The 17832-nt window shown below is 57.5% G+C and carries 14 protein-coding genes; 4 read left to right on the top strand and 10 right to left on the bottom strand.

Annotated features, from left to right (window positions below; all coding sequences use genetic code 11):
• Positions 1–8: 8 nt before the first annotated feature.
• The 6 genes from MPJ51_RS14935 to MPJ51_RS14910 form a co-directional block, all read right to left on the bottom strand.
• Positions 9–1361: a nucleotide sugar dehydrogenase gene (locus tag MPJ51_RS14935; protein WP_298388370.1), complete on the bottom strand. Its 1353-nt coding sequence runs from the start codon at positions 1359–1361 to the stop codon at positions 9–11.
• On the bottom strand, positions 1336–1893 hold the full coding sequence (locus tag MPJ51_RS14930; protein WP_298388368.1) for a glycosyltransferase: 558 nt from the start codon (positions 1891–1893) through the stop codon (positions 1336–1338). Before MPJ51_RS14930 ends, MPJ51_RS14935 begins: the two co-directional genes overlap by 26 nt.
• Complete coding sequence (locus tag MPJ51_RS14925; protein WP_298388367.1) at positions 1890–2372, bottom strand: UDP-N-acetylglucosamine--LPS N-acetylglucosamine transferase; 483 nt, start codon at positions 2370–2372, stop codon at positions 1890–1892. Before MPJ51_RS14925 ends, MPJ51_RS14930 begins: the two co-directional genes overlap by 4 nt.
• 74 nt (positions 2373–2446) lie before the next feature.
• Positions 2447–3268, bottom strand: a complete 822-nt coding sequence (locus MPJ51_RS14920; protein ID WP_298388365.1) for a CpsD/CapB family tyrosine-protein kinase — start codon at positions 3266–3268, stop codon at positions 2447–2449.
• A 38-nt stretch (positions 3269–3306) separates the two neighbouring features.
• A complete protein-coding gene (locus MPJ51_RS14915; protein WP_298388363.1) occupies positions 3307–4824 on the bottom strand; it encodes a hypothetical protein in 1518 nt (505 codons plus the stop codon).
• A gap of 58 nt (positions 4825–4882) precedes the next feature.
• Positions 4883–5797, bottom strand: a complete 915-nt coding sequence (locus tag MPJ51_RS14910; RefSeq protein ID WP_298388361.1) for an AAA family ATPase — start codon at positions 5795–5797, stop codon at positions 4883–4885.
• A gap of 800 nt (positions 5798–6597) precedes the next feature.
• On the opposite strand from MPJ51_RS14910, the gene MPJ51_RS14905 reads away from it, so the two are divergent.
• The 4 genes from MPJ51_RS14905 (at position 6598) to MPJ51_RS14890 (ending at position 11079) form a co-directional block, all read left to right on the top strand.
• Entirely contained in the window at positions 6598–7296 is a 699-nt protein-coding gene (locus tag MPJ51_RS14905; protein WP_298388359.1) for a sugar transferase, read from the top strand.
• 94 nt (positions 7297–7390) lie between these two features.
• Positions 7391–8080 (top strand): polysaccharide biosynthesis/export family protein, encoded by a 690-nt coding sequence (locus tag MPJ51_RS14900; RefSeq protein WP_298388357.1) that lies wholly within the window; start codon positions 7391–7393, stop codon positions 8078–8080.
• Between the two features lie 143 nt (positions 8081–8223).
• On the top strand, positions 8224–9510 hold the full coding sequence (locus tag MPJ51_RS14895) for a hypothetical protein (protein WP_298388355.1): 1287 nt from the start codon (positions 8224–8226) through the stop codon (positions 9508–9510).
• A 165-nt stretch (positions 9511–9675) separates the two neighbouring features.
• The gene (locus tag MPJ51_RS14890; RefSeq protein WP_298388353.1) at positions 9676–11079 is read left to right on the top strand and encodes an oligosaccharide flippase family protein; all 1404 of its coding nucleotides are present in this window, start codon (positions 9676–9678) and stop codon (positions 11077–11079) included.
• 5 nt (positions 11080–11084) lie between these two features.
• On the opposite strand, the gene MPJ51_RS14885 is transcribed toward MPJ51_RS14890, so the two are convergent.
• From MPJ51_RS14885 to MPJ51_RS14870, 4 genes are all read right to left on the bottom strand, one after another.
• A complete protein-coding gene (locus tag MPJ51_RS14885) occupies positions 11085–12368 on the bottom strand; it encodes a hypothetical protein (RefSeq protein WP_298388351.1) in 1284 nt (427 codons plus the stop codon).
• A gap of 99 nt (positions 12369–12467) precedes the next feature.
• Complete coding sequence (locus MPJ51_RS14880) at positions 12468–13403, bottom strand: glycosyltransferase family 2 protein (RefSeq protein WP_298388349.1); 936 nt, start codon at positions 13401–13403, stop codon at positions 12468–12470.
• A gap of 211 nt (positions 13404–13614) precedes the next feature.
• The gene (locus tag MPJ51_RS14875; protein ID WP_298388347.1) at positions 13615–15543 is read right to left on the bottom strand and encodes a right-handed parallel beta-helix repeat-containing protein; all 1929 of its coding nucleotides are present in this window, start codon (positions 15541–15543) and stop codon (positions 13615–13617) included.
• A 514-nt stretch (positions 15544–16057) separates the two neighbouring features.
• A partial coding sequence (locus tag MPJ51_RS14870; protein ID WP_298388344.1) for a type I secretion system permease/ATPase occupies positions 16058–17832 on the bottom strand: 1775 nt, incomplete at its 5' end.

The following is a 17832-nucleotide window of genomic DNA, read 5'->3' as shown; positions in this document are numbered from 1 at the left end:
GCCGGTTGTCAGGCTTTTGTCACCTGATCACCGGGCAGTTCGCGGCGGGCGATGGCGTTGCGCGTGTCGATAATGGGCAGGCCCATATCCACCAAAGCGCCATAATCCACGGCATCATGATCGGTCGAGATCAAGATTGCGTCGAAATCCTCGGCCCGGATGTCGCCGAAATCCAGTGATTGCCAGCCCAGAAACTCGGGGTATTCGCGCATCTTCGGGATCGAGGGCACATGCGGGTCGTGAAACGCGACCTGCGTTCCGGCTTGATTGAGCAGCGACATCAGCCGCACCGACGGGCTTTCCCGCATGTCCGAGACGTTTTTCTTATACGCAATGCCGATGATCAGCACCCGTGCGCGGGACAACCCGATCCCCAATTCGCGGTCCAGCACCTCGCGCAGGCGGGCCACAACGTAGTTCGGCATGTTCGAATTGATCTCACCCGCCAGTTCGATGAACCGGGTCGACAGCTCATATTCGCGGGCCTTCCAGGTCAGGTAGAAAGGGTCAATCGGGATGCAATGCCCGCCCAGCCCCGGCCCGGGGAAGAAGGGCATGAACCCAAAGGGCTTTGTCGCGGCACCGTCGATTACCTCCCACACATCGACGCCCATGGCGTCGAAGATCACCTTCAATTCGTTGACCAGTGCGATGTTGACGGCACGAAAGATGTTTTCGGTGATCTTGACGGCCTCGGCCGTCTGGGTCGTCGATACAGGCACAACCGCATCAACCACGTTTTCGTAAAACAGTTGCGCCAGTTTCCCGGCCTCTTCCCCGTCGCCTGCAACGATCTTGGGGATCGTGGCGGTGCGGTAGTTCTGGTTGCCGGGGTCTTCCCGTTCGGGCGAAAAGCCGATGAAGATGTCCTGCCCCGGGACGTGCCCGGACTTCTCAAGGATAGGCGTCAGAACCTCGGCCGTGGTGCCGGGATAGGTGGTCGATTCCAGAACCACCAGTGTTCCGGCACTGATATATTTGGCGATCTCTTCGGTCGTGGCCGTCACATAGGACAGGTCGGGATCGCGGTATTCCGTCAGCGGGGTCGGTACGCAGATGACGATCACGTCCATGTCTGCCAGACGCGAGAAATCCGCCGTCCACGCGACGGTGCCATCCTTCAGCAGGGAGGCCAGATCGTCGCTGGCCACAGCTTCGATATAGCTTTCGGATTTATGCAGCGCATCGATCTTGGCAGGGTCGATATCGAACCCGGTCACCGGCATGCCGCGTTTTGCCGCCGTTACCGCCAGGGGAAGGCCGACATACCCAAGCCCAATAATGCCGACATGGGCGCTTTGATTACCAAGCTTTTCCCACAGGCCCTGGAAATTGTCATACTTCAAAAGATTCTTCCCCATTCTGTCCCCGGGATACTCCGTCCCGGGCAAATGTATTGGTCAGCAAATACGACCGCAGCGCGGCGGTGAACTGAGGTTGCGCCACCTGAGACACCGGTGCATTGCGGCACTGTTCCAGCGTCGCCAAGGTGCGGTCCAGCACGTCAGCCAGTTGCGTTTCATCCTCGGCCACAAACACGCCGGGGCGGTCGCCCAGATGTTTGGCGGTGGTGTATTGATGATCGTTGCGCGTTTCCCGCAGATGCCCGCGGCGCGGCATGACCACGATCGGCTTCCCCTTGCTGAGCGCGGTCAGGATCGAGCCCATACCCGCATGGGACACGATCAGATCGGCCTGCGAGAACTTCTGGTCGTATTCCTTGGGCGACATCTTCCCGACGGCTTCGAAATGCTGCGGCGGGTGGTCGGCAATTCCCTGATCGGTGATCTGGCCGAACACCTCGGGCGTCGCGCCGTTTCGGGCGCTCCATTCGTCCACAGCCTTGATCAGCCGCGCGAACGGTTCATGCGATCCGATGGTCAGAAAGATCATAGCACCGCCCCCAGATAGAACGGGCCTTCGGGGCGCGCCAGATGCTCCCATTGGGTCAGCCACAGATCGACATGCTTGCCGATTTTCTGCCCGGACAGAGACAGCTCTTCGGCATTGGCCATGCTGTCGATCCAGATGGTGCGCGCACCCAGCAACCGACCGATGCGCAAGGCAAAATAGCCCGGTGCGGCGCCCGTACTGACCACCACATCGGGGCGGTAGCGCAGCAGCAGGAACAGAATCTGTGACAGTTGCCTGATCAGGCGCAGCTTTTGCCAGCGATTGGCCTCGGTCACCGTGGCAAAACCCGGCGCGGCCTCGCCCGCCTCGGCGGCGTCCTGACGCAGAACCTCTTCCGAGCCCGGGTCGGTGGTGACATAGGTCACGCGCATCCCGCTCCAGGCCGGGCGCAGGCGCATCAATTGCACCCAATGTCCCCCGGCGGACGATATTGCCAGAACATGTGGCATTTTACTCATAAACTTCTCCGCAATGCGGGTTTTGAACGGTTAAATGAACGCCCTGTTCGAACGTCCGAGGTGATTTGGCCTGATCAATATCCATAGGCGCTTTCGCTGAAATGGCACTTGTTGAGAATGACGCCCATGACATTGGTCAGTTCGGCCAAGTGGCGTTCCGTCACATCAACCTGTTTGACCGTGGTCTTTCCGGCCTCGACCAGCAGCAGGGCGCAATCCACGTTTTTCAGGAACGCAAAATTGTCGTCGCTGACCAGAAGCGGCGGCATGTCGAACAACATGATGTCGGGGTTATAGGTCTTTTCGATACCGTCCAGAATCTTGGTCGTCGACTGCGATTGCAGCAGCTCGGCCGAATTGCCTGTAGGCCCGTCATTGATCCCGATGGCAACATTCTGGCCGACACGCAGCCCGTGTTCGGCGAAACTGATTTTGTCCTCAAAAACCGCCCGCATGTTATGTTCGCAGGGCACCCCCAACAGCTTGCCCAGGCTGGGCCGACGCAGGTCACAATCCAGAACCATGGTCCGCAGGTCCTTTTGCCGCCCAAAGCTGAAGATCAGGTTGGCCACGGTCGTGGATTTGCCGCACCCGCTGTGAGGCGAGACGATGGCCACCCGTTTCCAGCCGTTATTCTGGGCCTGTTGCAGGATGCGTGTCCGCAACATGTCATAGGGACCGGCATCCTTGCCGCCCGCCTGGGACACCAGCCTGTTCTTGCGCAAGGTGCGGGCATTCAGATCAGCCTCGGCCAATTCGTCCCAGGCGGGTTTCTTGGGCACGGGTTTGGCAACGGGCTCTTGCGGAACCGGCTGCGGTACTGCGCTGGGGTCCTGCCCCTGATTTTCCTGGCGCTGGATGCGTGCCTTTTCAATGGCGGCTTGCAACTTTTCCATCTATGCGTCCTTTCGCACCATGACCCAAAACACGCTCATCATGCGATGCCCAGCTTTTCGATGAACGGAAGGAAGATCTCATCAAGCGGTTGATAATAAATGTGAACCGCATAAACGATGACCGAGATTCCGATCAACACAGCCACGCCCCAGGCCAGCCCACGCAACCGAGCGCGAACACGATCACCGGCGGTGACGACATTGGGAATGGTGGCCAGCGGCGTCACGTTCAGACGCGCCACCAGATCCTGCGGACGATGGATCGACTGATCGAGAATCAGCAACAGAACCACGATCCCGATCCCGGCCATGATGCCGAAGAAAGTGCCACCTGCGGCGATGATCAGGCGATTGGGCTTGCTGGGCTGATCGGGGATCGAGGGGGGCTCGATCACAACCACGCGTTGGCCCTGATTGCCCGCGATGATCTCTTTACTGGCCGCAGCATCCGCCAGTTTGCCCCGCACGTCGTTATATTGAATCTGGATGTTGTCCCGTTCCAGCATCAGCTCGTCCAGACGAATCCCGTTGATGGGGGTCTGTTCGATGGTCGCTTCGATCCCGGCCAATTGCTTTAGCGCGTCTTTCTTCTGCGAATCGATATCGGCAATGCGTGCGTCAATATCGGCCAGTTGCGTATCCAGCAACGGATTGCCGGTGGTGCCGGGTTCGGTCTTTTGCACCGGTTGCAGGCGGACGACCTGTTCCAGTTGCTTGATCTTGGCCTCAAGAACCCGCACCTGCGGGTGTTCCGAGGAATAAAGCGCCAGCGCATCGTTCAACTGCGCCCGCAAGTCCCGCAATTGCTGCTGTTCGGGCGTCAGGTTCGGTCCGGAAGGCGTACCGGCAACCCGGCCCGTCGATTCAAAAATCTGCATCAGTCGCACGCGCTGATCCTGCAAAACCGCCCGGTCACGATCGAACTGGACAATCCGGTCCTGCACAATGCCTTGCTGGTTCAGACGGACATCCAGACTTTCCGGCAATGCATCCAGATTGCTGCTTTTGAACTCCAGAATCCGGGCGTTCTGATCGGCCAGCTTCTGGCGCAGCTCAACCTCGAGCCGTTCGAAGAATTCCAGTTTTTGTGTTGCGTTTTCAACGCCTTCATCCGCCCCGATCTGAGCCATGATCTTGAGGTATTCGTCCAGAACCCAAGCCGCATGTTCGGGGTCACGGGCTTCGAAACTGATATCCAGAAACGTGGCCTCGCCCTGCCGGGCGCGGCTCCAGAGGCTGGTATGGCTGCGCATCCAGTTTTCGATCTCATCGGGGCTTTTGTTGTTCTGATCGGGGATCGGGCGGACGATATCGGCGATCATCAACAGATTGGCCCGCGTCATCAGCTTGCCCTGAGCGATCTGCAACTGCGCCAGCTCGGGCGCCAGTCGCCCCGAGGGATCATCGATCTTTGGCCTCTCGACCGCCAGCCGCGAGTTCGAGACGTAAGCGGGCGGCAGGGTCATCGCTAGCGAAATCGCAACGCCCGAAATCAGAACGGCCACCACCAGAAAAATGGGCAGTCGCCGCAAAAACAACGAAAGATAATACCGCACGTCCAACACTTGCTCAGAACCTCTTACCCTGGAATTTCCATAACACCCAAATGTGGCATCAACCTGTCCGGCCTTCCGGCATTACGCGATCACGCGCGTGCAGAAACAGAAGGTCGCTGTCATCCTTGTCGTCCTCAAGCGACAGCCCTCCGAAAAAGACCCCGTCCTTGAGCACCGCCTTGACCACCCGCAACGACACCACCTTGGCCTCGTCGCTCCAGGCGTACATCAGCGCAAACTCGCACAGTTGATTGACCAGCCGAGGCACGCCCTTTGTCGCCTGATAGATCGCCTTGCTGGCGCCCGAGGTGAATTCCTTACCCGTCCCCCCGGCCGTGGTCAGCCGGTGCGAGATATACTGAATGACCGTCTTTTCATCCATGCGATCCAGATGAAAGCTGGCCGCGACCCGCTGGGCAAGCTGGCGCATGTTCGGCGACAGGACCATATCCCGCAGCTCGGGCTGACCGACCAGAATCAACTGGATCAGTTCATCCTTGTTACTGTTGATATTGGTCAGCATCCGCAATTCTTCCAGACCCTCGGTCGAAAGATTCTGCGCCTCGTCAATAATCAGCACCACGCGGCGCCCGGCAGCGTATTCGCTGATCATGAATTCCTGAAAGCGCTGGAACATCGAGACATAGCTTTCGTCCTGCTCGAACGTCTGGGACAACGCGTTCAGCACCCATTGCAGCAGTTCGCCCCGCCCGCCCTGCGCGTTCGAGATCAGCCCGATCGTGACCTGATCGTCGGCAACCTTTGACAGCAGTTTCTGGACCAGTGTGGTTTTTCCCGCCCCGATCTCACCCGTGACAAGGGTGATCGGCGCCCGCGACATGATCCCGAATTCCAGCACGGAAAACGCGCGTTTGTGCTGCGCGGACCAGTACAGAAAACTCGGGTCCGGGACCAGCGTAAAGGGCCGTTCGTTCAGCCCGAAAAAACCTGTATACAACTCATCGGAATTCATCTTGTTCTGCCGACTTTCTCCGAACGCAACCAAAGCTACCAAAAAACATAGCACGAATGTCTAACAAGCATAAGCACAGACCCGAAGGGTCGGCACCCCGTTCAGCTTTCTGGCTGATTCAGTTTATGGATGCAAATTGTCCAGTGCTTGATGCCCGAATTCCGTTCAATACATGGGTATTGGCGGGAATATAGTCATAGATGGAAACAATACCAGAGCAGCAGCCATACCACCTAGGGGCATCCTGCGCCGTATAAGCGCGACCGAACAGCCGTACCCCGTCAATGCCAAACCACCCGGCGCAATTTCCCAAAGACTTGCGCCTGTGTGAGCTGCGTTACTTTCCTGTTGCCAAATGCTGCTACACTGGCCCGCAAGACAACAGGGCCGCGTGCATCGAGCCGCGTTCGAAACACAAGGAAACAGGATGAGGTCTGGCGACACCCGCAATCACCCGCAACGCAAGAAGTCCCCGGGCTTCTTTCGGGCAAAAAACGCTTGCGAGTCAGTCATTCCCGCACCAATGACCGACACCCGACAACATTGCACCCCTCAAAGAAACAATCGTGACTTGCGGATATGGGCGATTTGCGCTAACAATACGTTGTTTATCAGCTGCTTAACGAGGTCTCGGAAATTTTTTTTGAAATTGGGTAAAAATTATGGCGACAAACCCGCTGAAAAGCGGACAATACAAGACGACCAGAGTTTGGTGTTTTTGAGATTGATCGTTTGACGATCGAGTAGCGAGTAAAGCCTGAGCGGTGCTGTTTGCTTTTGGCTTTGGAGTAAAGTTGGTAATGGCAACACATATGCATAATTTTGACGCAGCAAAAAATATTTCGTCCCACCGGACTCTGCGCGCAAGACACGTTCAAACCCGTACATCTGCGCGGTTTTACCGTGATTATCTGAAGCGCGGGCTGGATATTGCCTTTATCCTGCTGACCCTTCCGGTTGCGGTTCCATTGATCGCCGTGCTGGCGTTGATCGCGGCACGGGACGGTGCCTCGCCGTTTTACCGGCAGTCCCGTGTGGGCCGCAACGGCGTGACCTTTACCATGTTCAAGATCCGCACGATGGTGAATGACGCCGATGACCGGCTGGAGACCTATCTGGCCGACAACCCGTCTGCCTCGGTCGAATGGGACAGCACGCAAAAGCTGAAGCACGACCCGCGCATCACGTCCATCGGGCATTTCATGCGCCGGTCTTCGCTGGATGAGCTGCCGCAGCTGTGGAACGTTCTGCGCGGCGACATGTCCCTGATCGGCCCGCGTCCGATGATGGTCAGCCAGCAGTCACTGTATCCGGGTCGCTCGTATTACGAAATGCGTCCGGGCATCACCGGGCTGTGGCAAGTGTCTGATCGCAACGAATCGACCTTTGCCGACCGGGCCCGGTTCGACACGCGCTATGTGGAAACCCTGTCGTTCAAGAATGACCTGATGATCCTGTTCAAAACGGTAGGCGCCGTCCTGCGCTGCACCGGGCATTGATCACAGGATCGCTTCTCGGATTTCGGGCCCAGGTGCCCGGAGACATTCAGGACAGGCCGCCCCGCGCAAATCGTGAAGGCACAAGAGAGGTGCGATGACACAGAAACATATTTGCCTCATGCCGCGATCTGAATACGAGAATTATCTTCACATGACCCAACTTAGGGTTAAGCTAGCCAACACCTTCAACACCGGGGGAGCCGTTATGAAAAAACTCCTTTGCAGCCTATTCATCATCGTGGCAATGGCCGCGGGCCTGCTGGCATCCGACGCTTCGGCGCAAGGATACCGGATCAAACCGGGCGACAGCTTGCAAATCGAAGTCCTTGAGGATGCCAGCCTGAATCGCCGGGCTCTGGTTCTGCCTGATGGGTCGATCAATATGCCGATCATCGGGTCGGTTCCTGCTGCCGGATCATCCGTCAGCCAGCTGCGCAGCAATCTGGCCAGCCGTCTGGCGCCAAACTTCGCGACAACACCCACGGTTTTCGTATCCGTTGATGCGCTTGCGGTTCCGACATTGCAAACCGGTGTCGTGAATGGCCGGGACATCTTCATCACGGGTGAGGTCACCACACCCGGCAAGCTGCTTGTGTCCAGCAATGCGACAATCCTGCAGGCCATTGCCGAGGCAGGCGGTCTGACCCGGTTTGCCGCCGGAAAGCGCATCCAACTGCGTCGTGGAAGCAACGTCTACAACTACAATTACTATACAAATACCGGAAATGTTGCACTGCAGGCCGGTGACGTTATCGTGATCCCACAGCGAAAGCTCTTTGAATAACCATCGCCCAAGAGCAGGGGGCCAAGGTGAATAATAAACGGTATCTGACGATGGTGCTGGCGGCGACCACTGCCCTGGCATCGACAAAAACAGCAACAGGTCAATCCGTTCCAAGTACACAGTCAGCCCCAGGTGGGCTGACTTTGACTTATGGGATAAGCTCGTCCTTGCGGGCCAATGACAATTTCAGTCTGGACACCTCTTCGCCCGGGGACACCACCATTCTGGATACAACCCTTTCCTTTGGGCTGTTGAAGGAAACCCAGGTCGATAGGCTGGAGTTTGATCTGGACGGCATTGTGCGTCTGGGCGAAGTGCCGGGCCGCACAGAGACGATCGAATTCGACGACCCGAACGCCGCCTTTGCCTATACCCGCGACGGGGCCAACAGCAATTTCTCCACCGACGCGCGGATCAATCAGGTTGATCTCAACTTTGATGACCCTTTGCGCATCCAGGATCAGCTGAATTCGCAAAGTCTGATCATCGATGACGGTACCCGGACCACGAGCCGGGCGAATGTGCGGTTTGAAACCGGGATCAACGATCCGCTTGGCTATGGTTTCGCGCTGAACTACTTTGACGAACGGTACACGGACACCACCGACCCCGGTCTGTTCGACAACAACACCTTCCGCTCGGATATCTTTGCGACCTTCCAGTTCTCGCCCGTAACCTCGGGCCGGTTGAGCTATGTCTACACCGACTATGACGGCGATGAGGCCATTCAGGAAGAGCGTGAAACCAACGAGGTCGTCTTTGACCTTGCATACGAATTGGATGCCGCCACCGTATTGGATACCTTCCTTGGGTATCGGGAAATCAACGAAACCGACAATACCGGCGCGCTACAGGACGATCAGGCCGGGTTGGTCTATGGTGCGGTGTTGACGCGGGATATGCCAAACGGCACGGCTTCGATCGGGTTCGATTCCGATATCGCGACCACCGGGCGCAGGACCAACGCGGATATCTCGCGCTCATTGATCATGCCGCGCGGTACGTTGGATGCATCACTGGGGGCAACCAAAGGGCCGTCCGGCGATATCGATCCGATTTACGCGCTGGATTACACCTATCTCCTGCCTCGGAGCGCCTTTACCGCGTCGCTGTCGCGGGTCTTCCGAAACGATTCCCAGGGCAACGACATCCGCGTCACCCGCGGGTCCCTGAGTTACCTGATCGATATCAACGCGATTTCGTCAGTGGATTTCACCGCCGGTTATGCCGCGGTGGACGATGCCGGGGGCAACACCGTGACCAATACGGATAACACGACCCTCCGGGCCACATACACACGGGCGCTGAACGCGGACTGGAACATTTCGGCCGGCTATGAATACAGGAACCGGTTCGAACAGGGTGTAGGCACAGCCCAATCCAACGAGATTTTCCTGACCCTCGACCGGATATTCGTCGTTCAGCGATAGCATGGCCTATTGTTCACGGCCCGGCCTGCAATTGGGGATCAGGCGGGGCCAAAACGCAAAATTGATCGCCTGATTCCGGGCGGTAAACTACACTGTGGATGACCCAAAGATACGGTTCATCGTTTGTTTGTTATTGAGTAACGCGGCTTTCTGGAACCCCAAGACATGTATAAATCCGCCTTGTTGATACTGTCCGGGAATGCGTTCACCTCTGCCATGACATTCGTGCGCAACCTGCTGGTCGCTCGTCTTGTCAGTGTCGAGGATTACGGGATCGCCGCCACGTTCGCAATCAGCATGGCAATTGTCGAACTTGCGTCCAATCTGGGTCTGCAACAACTGATCGTGCAGGACAAAGACGGCAACGACAGCAAATTGCAGGCCGGACTGCAGGGGTTTCAAGCCTTGCGCGCGCTGTTCTCGGCAGCGTTGCTGTTCTTTCTGGCCCACCCTATCGCGCAATTTCTTGGCATCCCCGAGGTCGCCTGGGCCTATCAGGTATTGGCGCTTATCCCCCTGCTGAACGGCTTTATCCATTTCGACATCTACAGGCTGCAACGCCAGCAGGTGTTCAAACCGCTCATCTTCAGCACGGCGCTGCCCGCTTTCCTGTCGGTGCTGATTGTCTGGCCCCTGTTCCAGCACTTCGGCGATTACCGCGTGATGCTGTTTGCCGTGTTGTTACAAGGCATCGGGACCGTCACGATTTCACACATAGTGGCCCAGCGCCCCTACAAGCTGCGGCTGGAAACCCATCGCATTCGCCATGCGCTGAATTTCGGGTGGCCACTGCTGATCAACAACGTTTTGCTTGTTCTGGTTTTCGAAGGCGAAAAACTGGTCGTCGGCCGCGAGATGGGGATGAGCGATCTGGCGATCTTTGCCATGGGTTTTACCCTGACGCTGACGCCCACATTGATCCTGGCACAAAGCACCCAAAGCTTTTTCCTGCCGCAACTGTCCGCAACCAAAGGCGACAAGAACCGGTTCAGCCATCTGGCCTATGCAACCATGCAGGCCAGTCTTTTGAACGGGCTTCTGCCAGCCTGTATCATTCTGGTCATCGGAGCCCTGTTCGTCACACTTGTTCTGGGCGACCGGTATGTTCTCCTGATCCCCTACCTTGTCCCGCTTGCGATCCTGCAGGCCGTGCGCGTGTTCAAAACCGGCAGCGCCACCGTTGCGCTGGCGCAGGGGCGAACGACGAATGCAATGTTGGGGAATGCCTTCCGCGCGCTGTCGCTGCCACTATCATGGTATGCCGCCATTCAGGGCGCCGACCTGCTGGTCATCATCGTCATCGCCACAATCGGAGAGCTGCTGGGCTTCGTCACATCCCTTGTTCTGGTGCGCAACCGGCTGAGCCTGTCCCTGCGCCCCATGGCCGTTCCGATTGCGGCCACGTTCATCCTTCTGGCCGCAGCACCGCTGTTGGAAATGCAACTAGGCAGCGGCTCACTGCTCTGGCTGTTTGCCGCAGCCTGTGCCCTGCTGGCCGGTTCACTTGCGACCATGAAAGACCTTCGCAGCTATCTCGCCCGGCGCGCCTTTGCCCGTTATTCCGAATAACGGCGCTACTCTGACGCCAGCCTCCGGCGTCCGGGTCGGGTTGGAAACCGCGTATAGCTAAGCCCCTGCTTTGGTTCGGGCGTTCCGGCATCTGTGTCGGCGTCTTCTTCGGGTTGATAGTTGATAAACCAGCCGCCAAGCCCAAGAAGGAAGCAGTAAAGAACGAAGGGCACTTTCCAGAAGTGAACCATCCATCCTGCCATGAACAGCCCGAGCATCGACACCACCCAGCCCATACGGTATTTGCGCATCCGGTCGTCTGTCATAGGGCGCCGGATCACCGCGATCATCACCGCAAAGTATGAGGCCAGCGACATGAAACCTGCAGGTATGCCGTTCACCATCGCATAGTAAATCCAGTACATATCGACGCTAGAGGTCATCCAGGCCGGGCGCACCCAGTCATTGAAGCCCAGGCCAAACAGCGGGTTGGCAATGACGTTCTTCATGCCATGCTCGAAAATCAGGATGCGGCCGTATCCGGTCTGCGCATTCAGCGCAAAGTAGCTGATCATCACCTCGATCGGGGTTCTGTTCGAGAGGATATCCAGTACGACGTAAATAACGGCAACGATTCCCGCCAGCACCCACCAGCGTTGTTTGAAACGCTCCAGGATAAGGTCCCAGCTGATCAGACTTATCTGCATAGTCATGGCCGCCAGCGGACCGGAGGACAGCGAAAAGAAGGCCGTTATGACAACCAGAAACGTCCTCCAGATATGACCCCAGACGCCGCGCCCGTATGAAACGACGTAAAAGGCAAGCCCGATCAAGGCACCGCCATATACGCCAAAGTGGATCGGGTGCTCGAACGGACCCTGTACCCGATCAAATCCAAGACGCTGCTCGTGGCTGACATCGCCAAAGGCAGGGCCAACGAGATCCCACATCTTCAGCAGGAAATTCTGTGAGGTCAGCGCCTCGGCCAGTGCAAAGGGCAGCATCAGCACAAAGCCGATGACAAGAATTCTTGACACTTTCAGGAATTGCTCGGGCGTGCGCACAAAGGACCGACCCAGCATATACGAGCCCAGCATCTCGGCCGTGTGAATGCCCACCCCCTGCCACGAGGCCACCACGCCATTCACCACCAGCATCGCAAGGGCCACCCACCCGGCCAGAAAGATCATCATGTAATCGGCAACCATGTGGCGCCCGGCATCCCCCCTGATCCAGCTCACCAAAGCCGGGAAAAACAGCAGCAGCAGCACGACCCGATAGGTCAGCAACTTGAAACCGCCCAGATCAAGCGTCAAAGGGATCAGCAGGCTGACCAAAAAGATGATCACCAGAATATTCAGGCGATTTCCGGCCTCAATCTGCCGGCTTCTGACGTGAGGTCTGTCTAGATGAGTTACAGCCATCGGTTCCTGGGCCTTGCCACTGCGTCAGTATCCGTCCTGCCATTCCTGGCGTCTTTGCCAGATTTCGCGCCAGACATTGGCCGCCTCCGGCCGTCTGAGGATGGACAAACCAACCATACGCGACCAGGGCCACAGGCGGAACACGGCTTGCCCGAATTTGCGCTGCCACGCGGGAAAGTGATGCAGAATAAGCGTCATCTTGGCCCGCAGCAGCCGCACCATCTTGTCCGACAGGACTTTTTCAGAGGCCCCGGCATAGTGAATGATCTGCGCTTCGGGCGTGATCTTCGGGCGCGCACCTTTGGCCCGGGCGCGCAGACACAGGTCGGCCTCTTCCCCGTACATGTAGAATGTCTTGTCAAAGCCGCCCAGTTCTTCCCAGAAGGCGCGCTTGATCAGGAAGAAACACCCGGTCACGATATCCACTTCGCTTTCGCTGTCGCGATCCCAGCCGGGGATGGCCTCGGGGTTGAACAGGTTGCTGTTGCGGAACAGGCTGGAAAAGCCCAGCGCCTGACTGATCACCCCCCAAAGGGTCATGCGGTTCCACGCATTGGTCGGGTTCAGCGACATATCCCCATAAAGCGTCTTGCCCCCCCAGATTCTGGCCTGCGAATGCGCATCGGCAAACGCGACCAGACGGTCGATGGCATGATCCAGCACCACGGTATCGGGATTGAGCAGCAACAGATACTCACCCCGCGCGGCCTGAGCCGCCAGATTGTTGGCCAGCGCAAAACCGTGATTGTCGGTTTCCGCCATCATCCGGACATCCGGGAACTCGGCCGCGATCGCCTCGGCTGACCCGTCGGTCGAGGCATTGTCGACCAGGATCAACTCATACGGGACCTGCGTCTGCGCCTGAACCGAGCGCAAGCACTCCAGCGTCATCTCGCGGGTGTTGTAGCTGACAACGATAATGGAAACCCGTGGGGGCACGCTGTGCTCTGACTGTGTCACTGCTGCACTCATCCAAATTTACTAACACAAACTGACCTGCCCTATATGCAGGTTTTCAACCGGCTTGTCAGGAATTCCGTGACATGAACCGCAAGAATTGAATACCGTCGAAATATTGGTGACCAACTGGCAATAGTTCAGGCGAAAGCCGCCCCATCGTTGACCCACCAGAGCAACGAAAAAGAGCGCTGGAAACCCAGCGCTCTTTCAATCAGCCAAACACGGCCAGCGTGTCTTCCATAACAACCGGTGGGTCGTAGAAATCGGCCTCGTCATCGACACGGAAATCATAGATTTCGCCGTCGAAACCGTTGCCCCACATCGGGCCCAGGGACCAACCCCATTCATGGCCACCGGCGCCGACGATATCCAGATCACGGCTTGTGTCATCCAGGACCACCACGCCATCAACGATGACCTGCACCCGGTCCGTATCGGCATCAAGGATCACCGCCACCTGATGCTGTTCGGTATCGTTCAGACCAAGGTCTTCGATATGGAAGCCTTTGTGGAAATGGGTATCGTTGTTGCCAATCTGAACTTTCAGGCCGTCGTCAACCAGAATTACACCGATCTTCTGGTGGTTCCACAGCAGCTTTTCGACCGAGCCATCCGCGGTATCCCGTGCAAAGTCGATCGAAAATGACAGCTGATCGGTGTTTTCGAAATCCTTCAGCCGCCCCAGTTCAGCCTTGTCTTTCTTCCCATCCAGATACAGCGCCTGCTGACCCGAGGCCGACTGAACGACCTCAGCATCCCCCTTCAGGGCCTTTGATCCAGACAGTGCATCCAGATCCAGAACATATCCGTCGATCTGATCGACATCGAACATCGCCAGATCATCATCGATCAAAGGCCGCAGCGCGACATCCACCGTATTCGAATCTGATACCACCGGATCTTGCGGTGCAGGCTCTGCCGGGGCCGGGTCGCTCGTCGCCGTATCTGTCGGCTCAGGTTCGGCCGGAGTCGGCTCTGCGGGTTCCGCCTCAACCTGTACCGGGTCCTCTGTCGGGGCCGGGTCCTCTGCTGGGGCCGGATCGGTTGGTGCCGGGTCCACATCGACCACCTCGGTCGGCGCCGGGTCAGGCGTCGGGGTTGGGGTGGGCGTCGGGCTCGGCGTTGGAGTGGGGGTCGTATTGCTGGCCTGACTGTCCTCGGCATGTGCTATGGTCGCCCCGGCGTTCAGCACATCGATGATGCTGCCGGATTCAACGATGTAGTTGTTATAGGGCGTTGTCGCGTTCAGCGATTGATCCGTGAATACATCCCCATAATAACCAGACGCGTTCGAATCCGTATTCTGAATCAGCGCATTGTCCTGCACTGTCCAGCCGGACTGCCCGTTGTAACCGTTAATCTTGGTAACCGCGTTCTGTTCGATCGTCACGTTGGTCGAAACCGAAGAGACATTGATCAGCGGCCCGCCGCTGCCCGATGTGTTCGAGATATCGCTATAGGCATAAACCATTGTGTTGTTGGCGATTGTCAGACCATCGGTTTCCCCAATGCTGATCCCATGCAGGTGAGCATTGTAGATCAGGTTGTTTTCGATGGTAACATTTTGATAGTAGAGGGCGGTGTTCCCTCTCTCTGCCTCGATGTTGCGCATGAAAATGGTCTGGGTCCATGTGCCCTGGCCAATATCGAACGTATTCCCCCGGATGACGATATCCGTCGAAGGTTCCGTCGTATTGTTGGTCCAGAACTGGATCATGTCCGGGTGGTCGCCCGAGTTCGGGGACCCTTCGAAATCATGAAGGTAGTTACCTTCAATCAGCACACCCTGAACATCGACAAAATTCATCCCGTCCGAACGCAGCGAATGAATCTCGTTGTTCTGAACGGTCAGGTCTTTGCTGTTGCCAAATGCAAGACCTTTCCAGAAGTCATAGACCTCGTTCCCGGCTACGGTGATATTGCTTGAGCCGTCGACGATCAGGGCCTTGCCTGAGCCATAGCCATTGTCTACAGACGTCAACCCGCTGGCGACATCCCCATCGAATGTCGAGTTCAGAATCGAAATGTTCGAACTGTTGTTGACGACGAACGGCGAGGTCCACAGATTGTCACCTTGGGCGAAGGTATAGTCAAAGACCACCTCCTCTATGGTGAGGTTCGACGCACCGTTCAGATTCATCGTAGAAAAGCTGGCGGGATTGCTCGGGTCATCCGATACAATCCGGACCTCTGAACTGAACTGAGTACTCAGGTTCAGCGATCCATAGTCACCGCCAGCCAGGCGTATTTCATCCCCACCACTTGCACTTGCTAACGCAGCATTGAGTTCTGCTGCGGTACTAACGTTATAAACAGTCATCCGTCCTTAGCTCCTGCTCGGATTTCCAGCCCCACTGAATGGTTATGCGGGCTGGAAACAAACTGCATCCAGAAGTGTGATTATTTGGTTGATTGCGGCAGAAAGGAGCCGATATTGTGATTGATCGGTGGCTAGTTGCTTATCTCAAAGGGAGATTTTTGCAAAAATCGTGACCAATCGGCAGAGTTTCGCCACTGAATTGGGTCAGTTATTAGAAACAATCGTAGGTATTCTCTTTTAGGCAGAAATTTTCCTATGCGATACAACCTTAGACAGGAATTCCGCTGACAAGATGCGTCAGACAAGGTGAAAGCCGGGGAATCAGTCCCCGCAATCAATCAATTTTTGCGTCAAAAGATTGCAAGGGCCGGTGCTTTTGGGTGCCTGCATTGCGCGTCTTCAGGCGGGTCGGAGGGGTCTTGCGGGTGTGGCCACTGCCCAGAACCTCGACCTTGTCCCCGATGCGCACCATCCGGCCTTCGTCCAGCAACAGCACCTTGTTTGCCGCTTCGATGACATTGGGACGATGCGCCATGATCACCACCACGCTGCCGCGCGCGCGCAAGGTTCGAATGGCCTGAACCAGCGCATCATTGCCATCCTTGTCCAGATTCGAGTTCGGCTCGTCCAGCACAACCAGTTTGGGCATCCCGAACAGGGCGCGCGCCAGACCCAGCCCCTGTATCTGACCGCCTGACAACGGATGCGAGGGCGTTCCGATCAGGGTCGCATACCCTTGGGGCATCTGTTCGATCATCTCATGCACCCCCGCAATCCGGGCGGCGTTCAGAACGTCCTCCTGCGGCGCGTCGGGGTGAAAGCCCGAGATATTCTGCGCGATCGTCCCCGGCAGCATCTCGACCCGTTGCGGCAGATAGCCAATATGGTGCCCCGCCCCTTGCCAGAGCTGGACCGGGTGACCGCCCATACGGATATCGCCCTTATCCGGCAGCCAGACGCCGACCAGCAGCCGTGCCAGACTGGACTTGCCAGCGCCGCTTTTGCCCATAACCGCCAGCGCGTCACCGGGTTGCAATGCAAACGCGATCTTCTCCAGAATACAGGGGCGCGACGATTGTGGGCCACCTTCCGGTGCGGCCTTGGACATGTTTCTTACCGCGATACTGGCCTCGGGCAGTCCGGGGTCCGACGCCTCAGGCGGGTCACTGTACCCATTCAGTGTCGCACAAAGCCGCTTATGTGCCTCGGCAGCCCGCCCGATCGCGCGCCATTGACCGATAACCTGATCCAAAGGCGCAAGCGCCCGCCCCGCAAGGATCGAGGCCGCAATGATCGCGCCCAGCGAAATCTCTTGCTGAATCGCCAGATAAGCCCCGACCGTCAGCAACGCCGATTGCAGCAGCAACCGGAACGCCTTGGAAAAGGCGCTGAAGTATTCCGAGGTCTCACCGCCTGCCCGTATATGCGTCAGGCTGGTGGTCCGCAAACCGGCCCAGTGGCCCACAACATTCTGCGCCATCCCCAGCCCAAGCACCATTTCCGCATTGCGCCAGGCCCGTTGCAGGAATGACCGTTCCACCTCATCCGATTGCGCCGCATCCGCGATGGAGCCCCGCGTCAGCGCGCGGTTCAGCAGCGCCGCGATAACCACAACGCCGGCACCCAGAACGGTCAGAACACCCAGCCACGGATGTATCCAGAAGACCGCAAACAGGAAAATCGGCATCCATGGCAGATCGAACAGCCCCAGTATCGCCGGGCCCGAGATAAAGCTGCGGGTAATCTCAAGATCGCGCAGCGGGTTGTTGGGAAAGGACGCGTGGTCAATGGCACCGCGCAGCCAGAACCCGCATATCTTGCCACGCAGCGCCTCATCCATTCGGAAACTGGCGCGCGACAGCAGCCGGGACCGCAGCAATTCGAACAGCCCCAGACAGGTAAACAAAACGACCACGATCAGAAAAAGCTGTGTCAGGGTGGAAACCGACCCACCGGGCAAAACACGGTCATAGACCTGCACCATATAGATCGGGCCGGTCAGCATCAGAAGGCTGATCGCTGCGCTAAGCGCACCAACTAGGATCAATCCGGGGCGCATCGCGCGGATCGCCTGCCGATAGGGGTTTTGCGGCTGGGCTGCAAAATCCG

Source organism: Ruegeria sp. (genome assembly GCF_028066395.1).
Lineage (GTDB): Bacteria > Pseudomonadota > Alphaproteobacteria > Rhodobacterales > Rhodobacteraceae > Ruegeria.
This window is presented reverse-complemented; position numbering and strand designations above follow the sequence as displayed.